General features: G+C 60.1%; 12 protein-coding genes. 3 read left to right on the forward strand and 9 right to left on the reverse strand.

All coding sequences use genetic code 11. The features are described from left to right. Positions 1-29 precede the first annotated feature (29 nt). From N688_RS06710 to N688_RS06720, 3 genes are all read right to left on the reverse strand, one after another. On the reverse strand, positions 30-908 hold the full coding sequence (locus N688_RS06710; RefSeq protein WP_081838591.1) for a type 1 glutamine amidotransferase: 879 nt from the start codon (positions 906-908) through the stop codon (positions 30-32). After that, positions 909-2,690 (reverse strand): Mur ligase family protein, encoded by a 1,782-nt coding sequence (locus N688_RS06715; RefSeq protein ID WP_081838592.1) that lies wholly within the window; start codon positions 2,688-2,690, stop codon positions 909-911. A gap of 129 nt (positions 2,691-2,819) precedes the next feature. After that, entirely contained in the window at positions 2,820-4,046 is a 1,227-nt protein-coding gene (locus N688_RS06720; protein ID WP_052888562.1) for a glycoside hydrolase family 113, read from the reverse strand. A 391-nt stretch (positions 4,047-4,437) separates the two neighbouring features. Between N688_RS06720 and topA the strand changes: the two genes are divergently transcribed. After that, positions 4,438-7,041, forward strand: coding sequence for a type I DNA topoisomerase (topA, locus tag N688_RS06725; protein WP_081838593.1), 2,604 nt, complete (start codon positions 4,438-4,440; stop codon positions 7,039-7,041). A gap of 158 nt (positions 7,042-7,199) precedes the next feature. Next, positions 7,200-8,285 carry an isocitrate/isopropylmalate dehydrogenase family protein gene (locus N688_RS06730; RefSeq protein WP_052888563.1) on the forward strand — a complete coding sequence of 362 codons (1,086 nt, stop codon included), beginning with the start codon at positions 7,200-7,202 and terminating at the stop codon, positions 8,283-8,285. 284 nt (positions 8,286-8,569) lie between these two features. Here the strand turns inward: N688_RS06730 and N688_RS06735 are convergent, their stop codons facing one another. The 3 genes from N688_RS06735 to gmk all read right to left on the reverse strand — a co-directional run bounded on the left by N688_RS06735 (position 8,570) and on the right by gmk (position 11,054). Further along, entirely contained in the window at positions 8,570-9,094 is a 525-nt protein-coding gene (locus tag N688_RS06735) for a cupredoxin domain-containing protein (protein WP_052888564.1), read from the reverse strand. Positions 9,095-9,368: 274 nt separating this feature from the next. Beyond that, positions 9,369-10,385, reverse strand: coding sequence for a class II fructose-bisphosphatase (glpX, locus tag N688_RS06740; protein ID WP_052888565.1), 1,017 nt, complete (start codon positions 10,383-10,385; stop codon positions 9,369-9,371). 30 nt (positions 10,386-10,415) lie between these two features. Beyond that, positions 10,416-11,054, reverse strand: coding sequence for a guanylate kinase (gene gmk, locus N688_RS06745; protein ID WP_052888566.1), 639 nt, complete (start codon positions 11,052-11,054; stop codon positions 10,416-10,418). Positions 11,055-11,552: 498 nt separating this feature from the next. On the opposite strand from gmk, the gene N688_RS06750 reads away from it, so the two are divergent. Continuing rightward, entirely contained in the window at positions 11,553-13,580 is a 2,028-nt protein-coding gene (locus N688_RS06750; protein WP_052888567.1) for an Rqc2 family fibronectin-binding protein, read from the forward strand. Here the strand turns inward: N688_RS06750 and rpoN are convergent. The 3 genes from rpoN to selD all read right to left on the reverse strand — a co-directional run bounded on the left by rpoN (position 13,566) and on the right by selD (position 16,878). After that, a complete protein-coding gene (gene rpoN, locus N688_RS06755; protein WP_052888568.1) occupies positions 13,566-15,011 on the reverse strand; it encodes an RNA polymerase factor sigma-54 in 1,446 nt (481 codons plus the stop codon). The genes N688_RS06750 and rpoN overlap by 15 nt on opposite strands. A 104-nt stretch (positions 15,012-15,115) precedes the next feature. Then, on the reverse strand, positions 15,116-15,805 hold the full coding sequence (gene rnc, locus N688_RS06760; protein WP_052888569.1) for a ribonuclease III: 690 nt from the start codon (positions 15,803-15,805) through the stop codon (positions 15,116-15,118). A 5-nt stretch (positions 15,806-15,810) separates the two neighbouring features. Beyond that, the gene (selD, locus tag N688_RS06765; protein WP_081838596.1) at positions 15,811-16,878 is read right to left on the reverse strand and encodes a selenide, water dikinase SelD; all 1,068 of its coding nucleotides are present in this window, start codon (positions 16,876-16,878) and stop codon (positions 15,811-15,813) included. Positions 16,879-17,036 lie beyond the last annotated feature (158 nt).

Below are 17,036 nucleotides of genomic sequence, written 5' to 3' on the forward strand. Positions count from 1 at the left end.
CCTCGATGCTAGAGCAAGCAAAGCAACCTCTACGCCGCCTCGGCGTGCCGCAGGGCGGCAACGGCCTCCTCGTAGAGGCCCAGGCGTTCCAGGATAGCTGCGTGGGCCTGCCACTCCAGGCGGTCATCCAGGGGCCGCAGCAGAGTGGTAGGGTCTTCCACTGAAACGGGCTGGGCGGGCGTAGAGCCATTCATGATCTCGCCTGGCGGCATGCTCAAGCTTGTCAGCCGCCGGAGGCCATACTTGCGCTGCAGTGCCAGGCCGATCAGATGGTCGGCGAAGTGTGGATTCTTTGGCAGGAGCGAGCCATGCAGATAGGTTCCGTAGGTGTTGCGATAGACCGCTCCTTCGGTGCCATCCTCGGCATTATTGCCATTGCCCTTGAGGACCTTACCCAGCGGGCGTGCGGTTCCCAGATAGGTACGTCCGCCGTGATTCTCGAAGCCGACCACTGTCATGCCATGCCAGCTGATGACCACGTCGCCGATGCAGCGCGGCGTCCGTGGTCCCTTATGGACTGTCCAGGCATCGAAGACTCCCAGGCCCTTCATATCGGGGCCTTCTGCCGGGCGGTAGTAGTGGGCCAACAACTGATAGCCGCCGCAGACTGCCAGCACCGGCATATCATCCTCAATAGCGGCCCACAGGCCGATTCCTTTCGTCTCAAAGAGGTCCTGGGCCACGGGAGCCTGCTCCTTATCCTGACCACCGCCGATGAAGAGCAGATCGTACTCGTCTGGTGCCAGGGCGTCGCCAATGCCCAGCCCTACGACGCGCAATTCGATGCCGCGCAGCTCACAGCGGCGCTTCAGTGTCAGAATATTGCCGCGATCCCCGTAGAGATTGAGCTGATCTGGATAGAGATGCCCAAGCGTGAGCGTTAGCCGGGCCTCATTCCTACCGTGCATCTAATCTCGTCCCTCCCAATAGTGAGGCGTCAGCCCGCGCCGTTCTAGCTCGCGATGAATCTCCAGCAGCCCTGTATAGGTTGGCACAATAAAGAGCGTCTCCCCGGCAGGCGTCTGCTCGATGGCCTGCTCCAGCGCTGCTGCCAGTCCATAGCCTGGGAAGGAAACGGCCATCTCTCGCAGGCTGGTGGTCTGTTCCTCTGCCGAAGGAGTGGCTGCGCTGCTCGTCATCATGGCGGCTGCCTGGCGCTCCGGCAGCTGGCGTCTGCCCCGGCCTCGGCCTTTCCCTTTGCGTCCTGGCGGCTGTGAGCCGGTCAGCTCTTCGAGAGCGCGTAGCGGTGTTGACGGGATGAGCGTCATCTCCTCGGGAGCGAAACCGGCGTATTTGAGTCGTAAGGCCAGATCGAACGCGCGCGAGCCGGCTACCGTCAGGCTGGCCGTCAGGCCCTTAGCGCGTTCGAAGTCGACGTCCCAGATCCACGAAACATCTCGGCCATCGGCAATATGATCATTGAGCACGAAAAGCACATGGCGTGGCGTGCCCTCGCTGAAGAGCGTGCGCAGCACTTCATTGAGTCCTGTAGGATTCTTCGCCAGCAGCAGGCGTAGGGTACGGCCAGCCACCTGCACGCGCTCGCCCCGTCCAAAGGCGGGCTTGAATTGCTCGATCCCTGAGACGATTGGCTCCCAGCTGATTCCCAGGGCCTGGGCTGCCGTGATCGCAGCCAGGGCATTATAGACATTATACAGCCCGGGCAGAGGGATCACAATCTCGCCCAGCTGTGTCGGTGTTTCGACTGTCACGCGCAGGCGATCGAAGGTATCCTGGCGCACATGGAGCGCGCGTACGACCGGAGAAGGGCGTTCCAGGCCGCAGTGGGGGCACTGATAATGGCCCATGTGGCTATAGAAGCGAGCGCTATAGTGGTAATCGCTGCCACAGCGCACGCAGCTGCGGCTGTCTACGACCTGGTGAGTACCTGGAGTTCCCTGACCATCCTGGCCACTCAAGTCGAGCGTTAGATCCTCCAGGCCGAAATAGAGGACAGGCCCGCGGGCCTGTTCGCCTAGGCTGGCCGTTGTGGGATCATCGGCGTTGAGAACCAGGGCCGTTGTCTCTGGCAGCTCCTTGACCATTTGCCGCCAGCGGGCAGCGACGCTTTCCACCTCCCCGTAGCGGTCGAGCTGGTCGCGGAACAGATTTACGAAGACGACGGCGCGCGGCTCTAGCAGGCGTATGGCCTGGGGCATGACTGCCTCATCGATTTCGAAGACGGAGATCGCCTGACCTGCACGGCGCAGATTGCCATTGGGGAGGGCCCGCACCACCAGGGCACCGGCGACGCCACGCAGCAGGTTTGCCCCCTCGCGGTTGCGCCAGACGCGCAGGCCGGCGTCGCGCAAGATCGCGGCCAGGAAGCCGCTCGTGGTCGTTTTGCCATTGGTACCAGTAACCAGAACGCTGCCGTGTTCCAGTTGGGCGGCCAGGTGACTAATGATATCTGGGTAGAGGCGTTGAGCCACCAGGCCCACGATACTGGTACCTCCGCCGAGGCGGAGACGGCGACTGAAGGCCCCGGCGGCCCGTCCGCTGATTACGGCCAGGGCTGCCCTCAGCGAGAGGCGTCGCCTCCGTGAGCGCTGGCCGGCTCTTGCCGCTCCGGTGACTGATCCTGGCTTAACTTCTGGGCGGCCTTTCTTGGGGCGAAGCCATCTGCTCCCTCTGGACTCGCCTTGATTGGGTCCTTGAGAGATCACTGAAGATGGCCGATGTTGCTGCATGCTTCTCCTCCGAACCAGCGCCTGTGTCAATAGTTGTATCTATTTTTCTCATTGCCTAGTTGCAGCATAGCATGCGCGCGTGAAGCGGTCAAGACCGCAAACCAGGGATAGATCTTCTGGGACCTTCCCTCACGAGCTACTGGGACTGGGACCCGTGCCGCTGTACCAGCGATGGAGCACTTCGGCGGCCTTCTGGCCACGGATCGAGAAGCGCGCTACTCCATCCCAGCCCCAGAAGAAGATGCCAGCGATATGCTCATCGGCCATGACGTTGGTGAGCGCGGCGTTGTAAGCATCGGCCTGCTCTTGGGGATCGGCTGGGGCTGCCGAAGTGGGTGACCAGACCTGGTAGAGGGCGTCAGTACTGTTGCGATAACCGATTTCGCTAATAACAATACGTCGGTTCAGTTGCTCGGCAAGCTCGTCGAGCCGGGTCTTGATCTGCTCACGCCAAAGCTGGATGATGGTCTGGGCATCCAGACGCACGGGAGCGTCGCTGAGGGAAATGTACTCAGAGACGCCAATGAAGGTGAGGCGAGAATCGCGCAGCCAGGCCGGCGGCTCATCCATAGTGGACCAATTGATGTCGTAGGTCAGGTTCCCCGTATAGATGCTGCGCACGCGCTCGATGAGCTGGCGCCAGAGACTGCCGGGGGCGTTGCTCTGCAACCACTCCATTTCGGTAGCCAGGGCGAGCTGTTCAACGCCATTGGCCTCGGCTGCCTCAACATAGGGCCGTAGGGCCTGCCAGTAGTGATCAAACCAGCGCTGCTGGCTCGCGGGCGCTGGCATGACCAGCGCGGCCCAGCCGCCCGGCTGGCGTACGGTCAGCAGCGGAGCGAGAAAGACTTTGAAACCAACCTCATGCGCTTTGCGCACTCCTGCCACGAAGGAGGTCACACTAGGTGCCGCCTGATCTACGCCGATGTCGACGGCATCAGGAGTTGACTGGGAGAAAAGTACTGGCATCTCTAGCCATTCAGCCGCGGTGCTGCGCCGGATCTCTTGCAAACTCTCTTGCCAGCGACGATCGCTAAGACCATAGGCGCTCCGGCTCCAGCCGGGGTAAACAATGCCTTTTTGAAAACCGTACTGTTCCACTGGCCGCGGGATCGGCGTCGGCGTCGGGCTGGCGGTGGCTCGTTTAAGAACACCGCTTGCTCGCTCAGTGGCCGGCCCCGCGCCGGTTCTGCCAGGCGGCTCGCAGGCGCTGCTGAGCAGCAGGAGAGCAAGGGTGAGACCATAGAGCAGGAGCGACTGAAGCAGGCTCAGCAGGCGATGAGGCTGGGGACACGGCATCTTCCCATGAAGACAGTCATGGCGCGGTCCGCGGCGCGCGAAAATACCAGACGACATGTATCAACCCTCCCATCCATCTTCTCCCCGCACTTTCCTCCCGCGCTCTTACGCTCGGAGGCAGAGGGCCAGAGCATCCTTGTAGCGTGAGAGCAGCGAAAGGTCGGATTCTCCACTATTGTACTCCCGGTGGGAAAGATGGTCGGCGTGGGCAGGAAACTGAGGCCACTCGCTCTGGCTGCCGAGGGAAGATCGGGGGGCTATCTTGTGTTATCTCCCTCAGAAGGAATACGTAATGAGAGGAGGGAGAAGTGGCAGGCTCGGGAGGCCGTTGGCCGGTGATCCGGTTTGTCACCCCTCTTGTCAACGTGTGCTATCCTATCCTGTGAGATTGAACGGCTCACCTGGCGTTCAACCGCATAACATCTGCAAATCAGGTACAGGTTGATTAATGGCAAAGAAGCTTGTCATTGTTGAGTCTCCGGCAAAAGCCAAGACCATTGAGAAATTCCTCGGGCGCGATTTCGAGGTGCGCGCCTCTATGGGGCACATTATAGATCTGCCCAAGAAGGGCCTTGGCGTCAACACACGCAAGGATTTTGCGCCACAGTATGAAATTATCGAGGAGCGAAAGGGCGTCATCGCCGAGCTGAAGGCGGCGTCGAAGAAGGCCGAGGAAGTCTATCTGGCTCCTGATCCTGATCGCGAAGGGGAGTTCATCGCCTGGTCCCTGATGCAGACCCTGGGACTCAAAAATCCGCGTCGCGCTGTCTTTAATGAGATTACGAGGAAGGCTGTACAAGAGGCGATTCAGAAGCCGCGAGCTATAAATGAAGATCTATTCAATGCACAGCAGGCGCGTCGGGTGCTTGATCGTCTGGTGGGCTACAAGATTAGTCCTCTGCTGTGGAGGCGTGTGCAATCGGGCACCAGTGCCGGACGTGTGCAGTCGGTTGCCTTGCGCCTGATCTGCGATCGCGAGCGGCAGATCCGTGGCTTTGTTCCCCAGGAATATTGGACGATTACCGCCCTACTGAGCAAGCAAGGCGAGCAGGAGCGCTTTGAGGCGACGCTGGTGGCGCGTCTCAACGAGCTGGCTGGCCAGCAGCCAACGGAAGGGGAAGAGGAGGGGGCAGGCGAAGAGGGTGAGGGGACACAGGAGGGGGAGAGCGAGCGCCGCGCTGAGGAGACGCGGCGACGCTTGCACATTGCCAACCAGCAGGAGGCTGAGGCCATTCTGGCCGAGCTACGCGGGGCAAGTTTTGCGGTCTGGCGCCTGCTCCAGCGCGAAGTGCGTCGTCAGCCGCCGCTCCCCTATACGACCAGCACCATGCAGCAGGATGCCTCATCGCGCCTCTACTTTAAGCCCAAGAAGACGATGAGTCTGGCTCAGCAGCTCTATGAGGGCATCGAGCTGGGGCCACGTGGCTCGCAAGGATTGATTACCTACATGCGTACCGACTCGACGCGTGTCTCTGACGAGGCGAAGGCCAGCGTGCGTCGCTTTATTGAGCAGACCTATGGCCAGCCTTTTGTCGGGGCGGGGCGCGTTGGCAAACTCAAAGCCACCGCTCAGGATGCCCATGAGGCTATTCGTCCAACAGATGTGACGCTCACGCCTGAGCAGGTGCGAGAGTATCTGACGCCTGATCAGTACAAGCTCTACAGTCTGATCTGGCGTCGCTTTGTGGCCAGCTTTATGACGCCGGCCCTCTTCGATACGGTACGCGCTGATATTGTGGCGGGCCAGTATGTTTTTCGAGCCAGCGGCTCCCATCTACGCTTTCCCGGTTTCTACGCCGTCTGGCCGCGCGAAGAGGAGGAGCGTCTGCTGCCGGTGCTCGCCGTCGACGAGGTGCTGGCTCTTCACGAGCTGCAACCGCAGCAGCACTTTACGCAGCCGCCGCCGCGCTATACGGAGGCCAGCCTGATCAAAGAGTTGGAGGAGCTGGGGATTGGGCGGCCCAGTACCTATGTGCCGATTATCTCGACCATCCAGGAGCGGGGCTACGTTTCCCAGGAACAGCGTCGTTTCGTGCCAACCTGGCTCGGAGAGACGGTCAACGAGCTGCTCAATAAGCATTTCCCTGAGATCGTTGATGTCGGCTTTACCGCCGATATGGAGCAGAAGCTAGACAACGTTGAGGAGGGGCGCCAGTCCTGGATCGAGTTTCTGCGCGATTTCTATGAGACCTTCAAGGAGATGGTGGCCAGAGCTGAGGCCCAGATGGATCGCGTGCAGAAGCCGGTCGAGGAGCTAGACGAGCTGTGTCCCGAATGTGGTCGGAAGCTGGTAATCCGCAGCGGGCGCTTTGGGCGTTTTATCTCCTGCTCGGGCTTCCCGGAGTGCCGCTATGGGCGCTCCTTTGTGAACAAGACAGGCGCTCTCTGCCCACAGTGTGGTGGCGATCTGGTCGAGCGTAAGACGCGCCAGACAAAGCGCACGTTCTATGGCTGTAGCAACTATCCGACCTGCAACTTCGCGATCTGGGAGCGCCCAGTACCGGAACCGTGCCCTCGCTGCGGCGGACTGATGGTGATCCCACGTGGTAGCCAGGAGCCGGTCTGCTACGAAGAGGTTGTGCTACCGCAGCAAAATCCCGAGGAACAGCCACAACAGAATGGTTTGGCATCCTCCTCGCGAGGCACAGGAGCCAGACGCAAAAAGGTCCAGAAGAGCGCGAAGCAAAGTACGGAGGATAGTCCCTCTCTGAATGGTGCGACGGAGACGGCCCTGTCGCCTTCGACATCGACCGCCGGCGAATCTGCCTTGCCTGCGGCTGCCAGAGGCAGAACCAGGCGAGGACGCTCAACCTCTCAAGCAACCTCTAATGGAAAGGCCAGCAAAAGCAGGCAAAGGCGGAGTACGGCGCAAGCCTCTACGGGTAACAGCAAGAGAAAAAAAACAGAAGAACAAGAGAAGCAAGCGTCTGCCGAGAGTAGCAAGAGACAGAGCAGGCGTACAGAAAAGACGAGGGCGGCGACAACAGCCAGGGCCAGGGGGCCGGAGAGCGCGTCGCTGGCTGCTACGCCCGCTGAGCCAGAGCAGCGCTAAGGCTGCGCCTTCTCTCTCCCAGGCCTCCAGGATGCTCGGTCCCCATGCAGTCAAGCCTGGTAGCACAGGTGGGCTTATGGCTGACATTCGTGCTATAATCTCTACATGATTGCTCAACCTCTTTGCTACAAACAAACTCTGCAGTTCTGGAGGACTTCATGCCGCATGCGGTAACCCTCATCCCTGGAGATGGGACCGGACCGGAGATCACCACGGCGACCCGCCGCGTGCTGGAGGCGACGGGGGTAGAGTTCCGTTGGGAGGTCTGCCAGGCGGGCATGGAAACCCTGGAGAAACAGGGCACGATCCTGCCCGATGAGGTGATTGAATCGATCAAGCGCACCAGGGTAGCCCTTAAGGGGCCGATTACCACTCCTGTGGGCAAGGGAGTGCGCAGCGCCAACGTCACCCTCCGCAAGAAGCTGGACCTCTACGCTAACGTTCGCCCGGCTAAGACCTACCCTGGACTCCGCTCCCGCTATGAGCATGTTGACCTGATCATTGTGCGCGAAAATACTGAGGATCTCTATGCTGGAATTGAGTTTCAGCGCGGCTCGCCTGAGCTGGCGGAGCTGATTGAGCTGGTAGAGCACACAACAGGGGCACGTCTGGACCCCGAATCGGCGATCAGCCTCAAATATATTTCGGTGGCCGCCAGCCGCCGTATTGTTCGCTTCGCTTTTAACTATGCTCGTGAGCATGGTCGTCGTAAGGTCACCGCTATTCATAAAGCGAATATTATGAAGTTCTCCGATGGCCTCTTTCTCGCCACAGCCCAGGAGGTGGCGCGCGAGTATCCCGATATTCAGTTTGAAGACCGCATTGTCGACAATATTTGTATGCAGCTGGTGCAGAAACCGGAGCAGTACGATGTCCTGGTACTTCCCAATCTCTACGGCGATATTGTCTCCGATCTGTCAGCGGGCCTGATTGGCGGGCTGGGTGTGGCGCCTGGGGCCAATATTGGCAACCAGTACGCTGTCTTTGAGCCGGTGCATGGCAGTGCTCCCAAGTACGCCGGGCAGAACAAGGTCAATCCGATGGCCATGATGTTTTCTGGAGTGTTGATGCTCCGTCATTTGGGCGAGAAAGAGGCGGCCAATCGTCTGGAGAAGGCTATTGCTCAGGTGATCGTTGAAGGAAAGAACGTCACCTACGATTTGAAGCCGCGTCCCGATGATCCGACCGCTGTCGGCACTTCCCAGGTAGCTGATGCGGTGATCGAGAAGCTCCAGCGCCTCTGAGCGATGAGAACCGTTCGGCCTGTTGCTCCGTCCATCCAAGACGAAACGCCTTCACTGGCGCTCGTTGCCCTCTCGCGGTGAAGGCTAGTGAACGGGACAGCGATGGGACTCGCTTCAGAGCGCTTTTCTCCGCTTCATCGGTGGCCAGCTTCTCCTCCACTGCTGAAGCGGGAGCCTGAAACGAGCCCCTGGCTTTGGCTTGCAGTCTCGTGGTGTCTCTCTCTTCTCCTCTCCTCTTCAGCTTCAGCTCAGCGTTCCCTGCTTGGAACGCCTGCCTCATCCGATCAGGCGGTCACAATAATGGTGGCAGTCATGTAGGTGTGAATACTGCAGTGGTACTGATAGGTGCCTGCTGTGTTGAAGAGCAAGGTGAAGGTCGCGTTCTCTCCTATGGTGCCGGAGTCGGAGAAGGCCCCCGTATTGCTCGTAACGGTATGCGGTGCATCCGACTTGTTAATCCATTCGACTCGCGTGCCCTTCTTGATGGTCAGCGTCTGCGGCGAGAACTGATAGCGCTCGTTCTGCTCAGTAATCTGCACTTGCACGACAGGGGCCATGCCAGAGGCTGTCTGAGTCACCTGTGGCGTCGTGGTCGAGGCCGGGCCAGGTGTTGACTGACTGCTGCTGGTTGTCGGCGTGGTTGCACTGTCAGTGGAGGACCCTCCGTTGCCGCAAGCTACCAGAAGCAGAGTGACAAGAACTGCCAATCCGAGTAATAGCGGCCAGAGGCTGGGTCGCTGACGTTTCCTGCCTGGGTCGTTCCCGTTGTTATGAAAAGTCAAAGCCAGATGGAGGGGTTGTAAGGGCATGGTATGCTCCTTGTTGATTTGGTCATTTTCTCTGGGGATGGGACTCAGTTGTGTCCAGGCCAGGCGGCGCCGTCTCTTGACCTGTCTCTATAAAGGCAATACGCTGGGAGTTACATCGAGGCGAGTGAAGGCAACGAAAGGGCAGCGCTCCCCATTCTGCTCGCCTGCCTGGTGGGATGAGGAGCCGGCTGAAGATCAGCCGCGAGGGGTGCAGGGCGAGAGCTGGGAGAATGGGGAGCGCTGCCGAGCAGCGCATGGGGGGTGAAAGCGCTGGCTAGCGTGTTGTCTGAGCGTGGGAGGCGCTTGGAGCGCGGCGCCACTTATGGCGTGCCTGGATATAGCGCACGGTGCCAGAACGTGAGCGCATCATAATGGAGGAGGTGCGGGCGCCCCAGCCGAAATACTGGACGCCGTCGAGCAGCTCACCGCTTGTAATGCCGGTGGCGGCAAATGAAACATCATTACTGTGCACCAGATCATCGATGGTCAAAACCTGATCGAGGTCGATGCCTTCGGCTTTAAACTTCTCGCGCTCCTCATCCGAGCGTGGCCAGACCTTGCACTGCATTGCGCCGCCCAGGCACTTAATGGCCGCAGCAGCTAGCACAGCCTCCGGAGCGCCGCCGATCCCCATCAAGACATCGACTCCGCGGTAGTCCTCCATAGCGGCCAGAATTGCTGCAGCTACGTCGCCGTCGCTGATCAGGCGGATGCGTGCCCCGGCCTGGCGAATCTGGCGAATGATCTCCTGATGGCGAGGTCGGTCCAGAATAATCACCGTCAAATCATCGATCTGAGCATCCTTAGCGCGGGCAATGCGCTCCAGGTTTACGGCGACTGGGGCGTTGATGTCGATGACATCCCGAGCCGCGGGGCCGACGGCGATTTTCTCCATATAGAAGACCCCGGGCGGTGCAGAGTACATGCTGCCGCGCTCGGCGGTAGCAACAACTGCCAGCGCTCCGGGCAAGCCCAAGGAGAGCAGGCGTGTTCCGTCGATCGGATCGACTGCAACGTCGACTTGCGGTGGGGAGCCGTTTCCGACGCGCTCTCCGATATAGAGCATGGGGGCTTTGTCCTTCTCGCCTTCACCGATGACGACGATGCCATCCATATCCACGCCGTCAAGGGCCTGGCGCATGGCGTCCACGGCGGCCTGATCGGCCTTCTCCTTATCTCCCCGTCCCATCCAGCGGCCTGCGCTCAGGGCCGCTGCCTCGGTAACACGTACCAGCTCCATTGCTAAGTTACGCTCTTTGGTACCGGATTGCTCAAAACGTATATCCGTCATACGGCCTCCTCTCAATCGTCTGAAGCTGCCTTAGAGTTCTACGTAGCGCGGTTGAACACGGCAATGCTCGGCGATCAGAATCGCCCGAACCTGCTCGACCGCCTGGGCGAGCTGGCCCTCGCGGTTAATAACCAGATAATCGTACCAGTGGTACTGAGCCAACTCGTTGGCCGCATCGGCGAGACGCCGGCGAAATTGCTCCTCGTCTTCAGTCTGTCGTCGGCTCAAGCGCTGGGCAAGCTCTTCCTGCGTCTCGGGGGCCAGGAAAATAAGGATGGCCTGGGGGATCTTTTGCCGGATGGTGGCAGCCCCCTGCACATCAACCTTGAGGAGAACGTCGCGGCCTGCCGCCAGGTTTTCCTTAATCTGGCGTCGGGGCTGCCCGTACCAGTGACCATGAACGTTAGCGTACTCGATCAGCTCGTCGTTGACCACGAGCTGTTGAAATTCCTCGTAGCTGATAAAATGATAAGGGTGGCCTTCGCTCTCCCCAGGTCTGGGGGCGCGAGTTGTCACTGAGGTCACGACATGGAAATCCACACCTTGCCGCTTCAGTGCCTCAATGACGCTATCCTTGCCCGTTCCCGAGGGAGCGGATAAGACAAAGAGCAGTCCTTGCTTCTCTGTTGGCCGGAGCGTGATGCTTTCTCTCTCGGCTGTAGGCTCCATCTCAAGGTGCATGCTGCTTTTCTCGCTCTGCTGTGCTGTGCTATGCTCCGTTGCGCTGCTGTCCCAGGTATATCCCTAGCAGGTTGCCTGAGCTGAGCCGCGTCTCCCGTCCAGCGCAGGGTCGGCAAGGCAGAAGCGTGGCCCCCTTCCCTGGAAAGTTCCCTGACGAGTGGATAGTGGTGGACGTCCCTGTCTGTTGGTGTATCGACGTTTGTGCTTGGAAGGGACCTGCTCTCTCTGGTGGGCGGCTGAGATTTCCCACCTGAAGGCTACCGCTCGGACGACCGAGCCGACTGGATAAAGTGATCGCTCAACTGGCTACGCGGGCATTGCGACGCGCAGATGAGGCTTTCCGGGGGCACAACGCTTGCGAAGAAGGCTGCGCGAAGGAGGTGCCGCTCTGCTCTCCCTGGCGCCTGCCCGGCGTAAGGGATGAACCAGGACTGCTATAATTGTACAATATCCCGAAACGCTATAGCCACCGGTGAGGTTTCTCGCATGTATGTCGATGCCATCACCCTTGCTGCTGTCGCTGATGAATTGCGCGCGCTCTTAACTGGAGCGCGTGTCGAGGCCATTATCCCACCCACGGAGCACTCCATTGCCATCGAATGCTACTGTCCGCCGCGGACAGGTGGGGATGAGAAGGGACAGAAGCGCTGGCTCTATCTGTCGGCCCATCCGCAGCTAGCGCGCTTACATCTCACCCTGCGCAAACCGCCGCGCGCAGTGCCCGAGCCGCCGCCTTTTGTCATGCTCCTGCGCAAGTATCTGGAGGGGGCTCGCCTTGAGGCTGTCGAGCAGCCGCGCTGGGAGCGTGTTCTCCATCTGCTCTTTCGAGCACGAGTCTGGCATGACGAGGCAGATGAAGCCCCCGCTGGGGAGACTGGAGGAGCTGGCAAGCCGGCCAGGAGTGCCGAACAGGGGACGACCGCCAGCTATCAGCGATTGCGCCTGATCGCTGAGATCATGGGGCGCACCAGTAATATTCTGCTGTGCAATGAAGAGGGCTTGATTCTCGGCTGCCATAAGCGCATTGGGGCAGATATAAACCGCTATCGTGTAATCATGCCAAATGTTCCCTATGTGCCGCCACCTCCTCAGCAGCGTAGCTTTGCCGGTCAGCTCTTGCTGCGCCTGGAGCCGACGAGCGTCACTGCTGCCCAGCTGTCCATCATTCCGGGCAACGAGGGGGGGGACTCAGCCCTTGTAGAAGGAGGGGAGACCGCTGCCAGGGCTGTCCAGCGACGTAAAGAGGCAGCTCCGAAGCTCTGGCAGCTTCTTGTTCGCCACCTGCTTGGCTTCAGTCCCCTGCTTGCGCGGGAGGCTGTCTATCGCACTCTGGGCAAAAGCGAGGCTGGGCTGGAACTCAGTCAGGAGCAATGGGAGGAACTGGCCTGGAATATTCGCGATCTGGCGGCCCTCTATACTACCCACCGCTGGCATCCGCAGCTCGTGGAGCGTCTTGACCCAACCTCCACAGCAGGAGCGGAATCAGGGGCGCGGGCTACGCCGCTCGCCTTTGCACCCTATGTGCTGGAGCAGTATAGCGCGGTAGAGGGGGTGCACATCCATGAATCGTCATCGATCAATGTTCTGATCGACGACTTTTATGCCCGTAGCGAGTGGCTCGATGCGCTGGAGAGCCGGAGAGTGCCGCTACGCAAGTTGCTTCAGAGAGAGGTCGAACGCTGCCGGCGACGCGCTGCCGCTCTGGAAGAAGAGCAGGGAGCGCTAGCTGAGGCAGAGAACTATCGTCGGCAAGGCGAGCTATTGCTCACCTTTCAACATGAGATAGGGAGAGGGCAGACGCAGGTCAGCCTGCCCGATCTCTTTGCTGCCGACATCGTCCAGGACAATCCCCCCGAGATTACTATCGAGCTTGATCCGCGTCTGGATGCTGTAGGCAACGCCAACCGGCTCTTTGCCAGATATCAGAAAATGCGTCGGGCGGCGGCGCTTCTGCCCGAGCAAATAGAGCGCAACGGGGCTGAGCTGGCCACACTAGAGCAGTTACTTACCGATCTACAGCTAGCCGAGACGCCAGAGGAGATCGAGCTAGTCAAGGCCGAGATCCAGGCTGCTGGCTATCTGCATGAGAAGAAAAGTGCTGAAGCGAAGGCTGGGAAAAAGAAGGCCAGTCGGGGGAAGGCCGTGCTGCCTGGAGGAGGTGCCCCGCTCTACGTCCAGAGCCGCGATGGCTTCACTCTGCTAGTGGGGCGCAACAGTCGTCAGAACGAGGAGGTCACCTTCCGCCAGGCCAGTGGAAACGATATCTGGCTGCACGCGCGCGGCGTGCCAGGCGCCCATGTCATCGTCAAAGCAGCGGGCCGCCAGGTGCCGCAGAGCACGCTCGAGCAGGCAGCCAGTCTGGCGGCCTATTACAGTCAGGCGCGTGACGACAGCAGCGTACCCGTTGACTATACCCTGCAGCGTCATGTGCGTCATATGAAGGGAGGTGGCCCGGGCATGGTCGTCTACGACCACGAGCGCACCATCTACGTGCGTCCGTCAGCGCTCCCGTGAGGAGCCAATGCCCATCTCCTCCCGATACTTGGTCACGGTACGGCGGGCCAAATGAATGCCGCGCTCGGCCAGCAAGCGGCGCAGCTCCTCATCGCTCAGGCGTCGTTGAGGTGCCTCCTGCTGAATGATCTCGCGCAGAATATCCTTGACACCGAGCGAGCTATCAAAGAAATCGGAGAAGGGGATCAGGCGTCCATTGGGTAAGAGAGCGTACTTGTTGGCGGTGGCGCGGCTCACCGTCCCTTCGTCGAGGCCGAGGCGGGCCGCCACCTCAGCTCGGGTCAAGGGGCGCAGATAGCGAATCCCTTTCTCTAGAAAATCGCGTTGCTGTTCGACAACAACTTCCGCCACTTGTTTCAACGTGCGCCAGCGGCGCTGAACGCAATCGATGAAAAAGCGCGCCCGGTCGCTCTGTTGAGAGAAATAGCGCTGCAGGGCAGGACTTGGGCGCTCGCCGTCTGCAGCCTGATAGCCACGGCTGACCGCGAACTGATAGCGCTTCTCTTCGATTAATTCGACCTCGAAGCCGTTATCACCGCGGCGGATAATGACATCTGGGCGCACGTACATGGCGCTACTCTCGCGCTGGGAGAGATGGCTATCGAGGCGGTAGGTGTGGGCGGGGAAGGGATAAAGACGGCTGCGGATATAAGCGCTTGCGGCGCGGACTTCCTGCTCAGGCACCTTTAGTTCGCGGGCAATCTCCTGGTACTGGCTGCGTCCCAGGCGATCAAGGTAACGCTCGATGAGCGGGCGGGCCAGTGGATGGGGCGTCTCCTGCTCGGCTAGCGCTTCCAGCTGGATCAAGAGACACTCGCGTAGGTCGCGGGCGCCGATGCCTACTGGTTCCAGGGTCTGGAGCTGCTTGAGGACATACTCGACCCGTTCTAGTGGGACATCGAGGTAGCGGCTGATTTCATCCGTGCTGATCTCCAGATAGCCTCGCTCATTCAGATTCCCAACCAGGTGCTCAGCGATGGGAGCCTCTTCAGGAGGAATAAGGGCTTCCAGCTGTTGAAGGAGGCGCTCAGCCAGGGGTTCTGAGGTGGCGATGCGCGCCAGAGGGTCGTCCTCGGCCTCGGCGTCAGCCTCGACGAAGCCATAGTTATCCATATCGTAGAAAGGCTGAAGAAAGCGCTCCCAGGCGGAGCTGGTGCCATTCTCCCCGGGGGGCGTAGCGCTACTCTCTGAGGCTCCTGCTGGGGCATAGTGGCCGCACGAGGAGCAGACACTGCTGCTACCGCGGAGCAGAGCCCCACAGAAGAGGCAGACGCGCTGCTCCTGAACCTCCAGGGCTGGGTTTTCGGTCTGCTCTTGTGTAATGCAGCGCTCCAACTCATCAGAGGACAAATGCAGGATCGTACTCGCTGTGATCAGCCGCGCGCTGACTCGCAGGGTCTGTTCTGGACGCGGCGTTGGCTCCAGTCGCATGCGTTCTCCTCCTCCCTATCCTGCTAACCAACCGACCCTTTCTTCCCGAAAGAGTAAGCATCGTGCTTTGCAAACAGTCCTTCAGGGCGCAGGGAGCTGCCAGGCTACAGCCAGCCACGGCTATCCAATGCCGCGTGGGCGGCTTCCTGCTCGGCTGCCTGTTTATTGCGTCCCTGGCCACGACCAATGACTCGCTCGCCCAGGAGCACCTCGACAGTGAACTCTCGGTTGTGAGAAGGACCTTCCTGGCTGACCAGCCGATAGGAGGGAGTGATGCCCTCGCGAGCCTGCGCCAGTTCCTGGAGTAGGGATTTGCTATCCTTAAAGAGTCGCTTCTCAACAATGGTGCGGGCCAGTGGCTCCACGTGGGGGATAATCACACCACGCACCGCCTCCAGCCCTTGATCGAGGTAGATCGCTCCCAGCAGTGCCTCGAAAGCCGAGGCGAGCACACGCTGGCTGCCCCCGCTCTGCTGCTCGCCCTTACCGAGCAGCAGGAACGAACGCAAATTCAGATCACGTGCAAACTGGGCGAGGGTCTCGGTCTTCACCAAAGCCGCCCGCAAATTGCTCAGCTCGCCCTCATTGAGCTGAGGAAAAGTGCGGTAAAGGAAATCAGCACAGACAAAAGCCAGGATGGAGTCGCCGAGAAACTCCAGACGTTCGTTCGACTCGCGCCCGGCGCCGGGTGTTTCATAGATATAGGAGCGATGGGTGAGAGCCAGTTGCAACAGTGCAGGGTCGTGAAACTCGATACCCAAGGCCTCTTCCAGTGCTCTATATCCTGCAGCCATTGTCGTTAATACACCTCCAGTGACACCTGTGCCTCCTCAGTATGTCTGGTTGTTACCTCGCCGATGAGCCAGAACGGGACAGAGGACCTCAGAGCGGCCAGACGGGGCCATAGCTCTGGGGCAATCGCCGCCAGCAGACCGCCCGATGTCTGCGGGTCCCAGAGAATTGCCTCTGCCGTGGCATCCAATTCCTGACCCAGATGGACATGGGGGCCAAAATAGGCCCGGTTACGGCTTGTCCCGCCGGGAATGCAACCGCGCGCCGCATATTCTGCAGCATGGGGCAGGAGCGGCAGCGCAGAGAAGGTCAAGCGCAGACTCGTCAGGCTCTGAGAGGCCATTTCCCAGGCGTGACCAAGCAAGCCGAAACCCGTCACATCGGTCACGGCGTGCACGCCTCCACTGCTGGCAGCCAGCTCTGCCAGAGCACGGCTGGCTTCGCGATTGAGGCGCGTCATCGAGGCCACGGCTGCCGCCAGATCCTCCTCAGTGACCTGATCGCGCTTGTGAGCTGTGGTAATCAGGCCCGTGCCCAGCGGCTTGCTCAGGACCAGCAAGTCGCCAGGTTGGGCGCCGCCTTTCGTAAAGATGCGTTGTGGGTGAACGCTACCGGTGACGGCCAGCCCATACTTTGGCTCGCGATCGCTGACTGTATGCCCCCCGGCAATGACAGCCTGGGCATGAGCCACCGTCTCGGCTCCGCCGCGCAGGATCTCGCTCAACAGCTCCGTCTCCAGATCGTCAGGCCAGGCGACCAGATTAATGGCCATCAACACCTCACCGCCCATAGCGTAGACATCGCTCATGGCGTTAGCGGCAGCGATCGCGCCAAAAGCATAAGGATCATCTACCACGGGCGGAAAGAAGTCCGCCGTGCTGATAATCGCCTGCTGCTCATTGATCTGGTAAACTGCCGCATCGTCGGCAGCGCTCAAACCGACGAGCAGAGAGGGCGGAACGCTCTGGGCTTTCAGGGGACGCAGAACCTGCGCCAGGGCCGCCGGGCCCATTTTAGCCGCTCAACCGGCGCAACTGGCGAGCGAGGTTAAGCGAATATGCCGACCGGTGCTCATTGCTGGAATGTTCCGTGCTCGTAACCCGTTTGAATCAGGTGTAAAGTCATTGTAACGCCTTGGTATAAGGCTCGTCAACGCTGTAGACGGACCGTTCTCACTGTGCTACTCTATATTCAGCTGTGCGGGCCTGAGCAGGTCAGGCAATCGCGGGCCAT

It is taken from the genome of Thermogemmatispora carboxidivorans, assembly GCF_000702505.1.
GTDB lineage: Bacteria > Chloroflexota > Ktedonobacteria > Ktedonobacterales > Ktedonobacteraceae > Thermogemmatispora > Thermogemmatispora carboxidivorans.

Excerpts from the sequence above, each read along its gene's own strand:
- N688_RS06710 (WP_081838591.1), bottom strand. The coding sequence starts at position 908 with ATGCACGGTAGGAATGAGGCCCGGCTAACGCTCACGCTTGGGCATCTC.
- N688_RS06715 (WP_081838592.1), bottom strand. The coding sequence starts at position 2,690 with ATGCAGCAACATCGGCCATCTTCAGTGATCTCTCAAGGACCCAATCAA.
- N688_RS06720 (WP_052888562.1), bottom strand. The coding sequence starts at position 4,046 with ATGTCGTCTGGTATTTTCGCGCGCCGCGGACCGCGCCATGACTGTCTT.
- topA (WP_081838593.1), top strand. The coding sequence starts at position 4,438 with ATGGCAAAGAAGCTTGTCATTGTTGAGTCTCCGGCAAAAGCCAAGACC.
- N688_RS06730 (WP_052888563.1), top strand. The coding sequence starts at position 7,200 with ATGCCGCATGCGGTAACCCTCATCCCTGGAGATGGGACCGGACCGGAG.
- N688_RS06735 (WP_052888564.1), bottom strand. The coding sequence starts at position 9,094 with ATGCCCTTACAACCCCTCCATCTGGCTTTGACTTTTCATAACAACGGG.
- glpX (WP_052888565.1), bottom strand. The coding sequence starts at position 10,385 with ATGACGGATATACGTTTTGAGCAATCCGGTACCAAAGAGCGTAACTTA.
- gmk (WP_052888566.1), bottom strand. The coding sequence starts at position 11,054 with ATGGAGCCTACAGCCGAGAGAGAAAGCATCACGCTCCGGCCAACAGAG.
- N688_RS06750 (WP_052888567.1), top strand. The coding sequence starts at position 11,553 with ATGTATGTCGATGCCATCACCCTTGCTGCTGTCGCTGATGAATTGCGC.
- rpoN (WP_052888568.1), bottom strand. The coding sequence starts at position 15,011 with ATGCGACTGGAGCCAACGCCGCGTCCAGAACAGACCCTGCGAGTCAGC.
- rnc (WP_052888569.1), bottom strand. The coding sequence starts at position 15,805 with ATGGCTGCAGGATATAGAGCACTGGAAGAGGCCTTGGGTATCGAGTTT.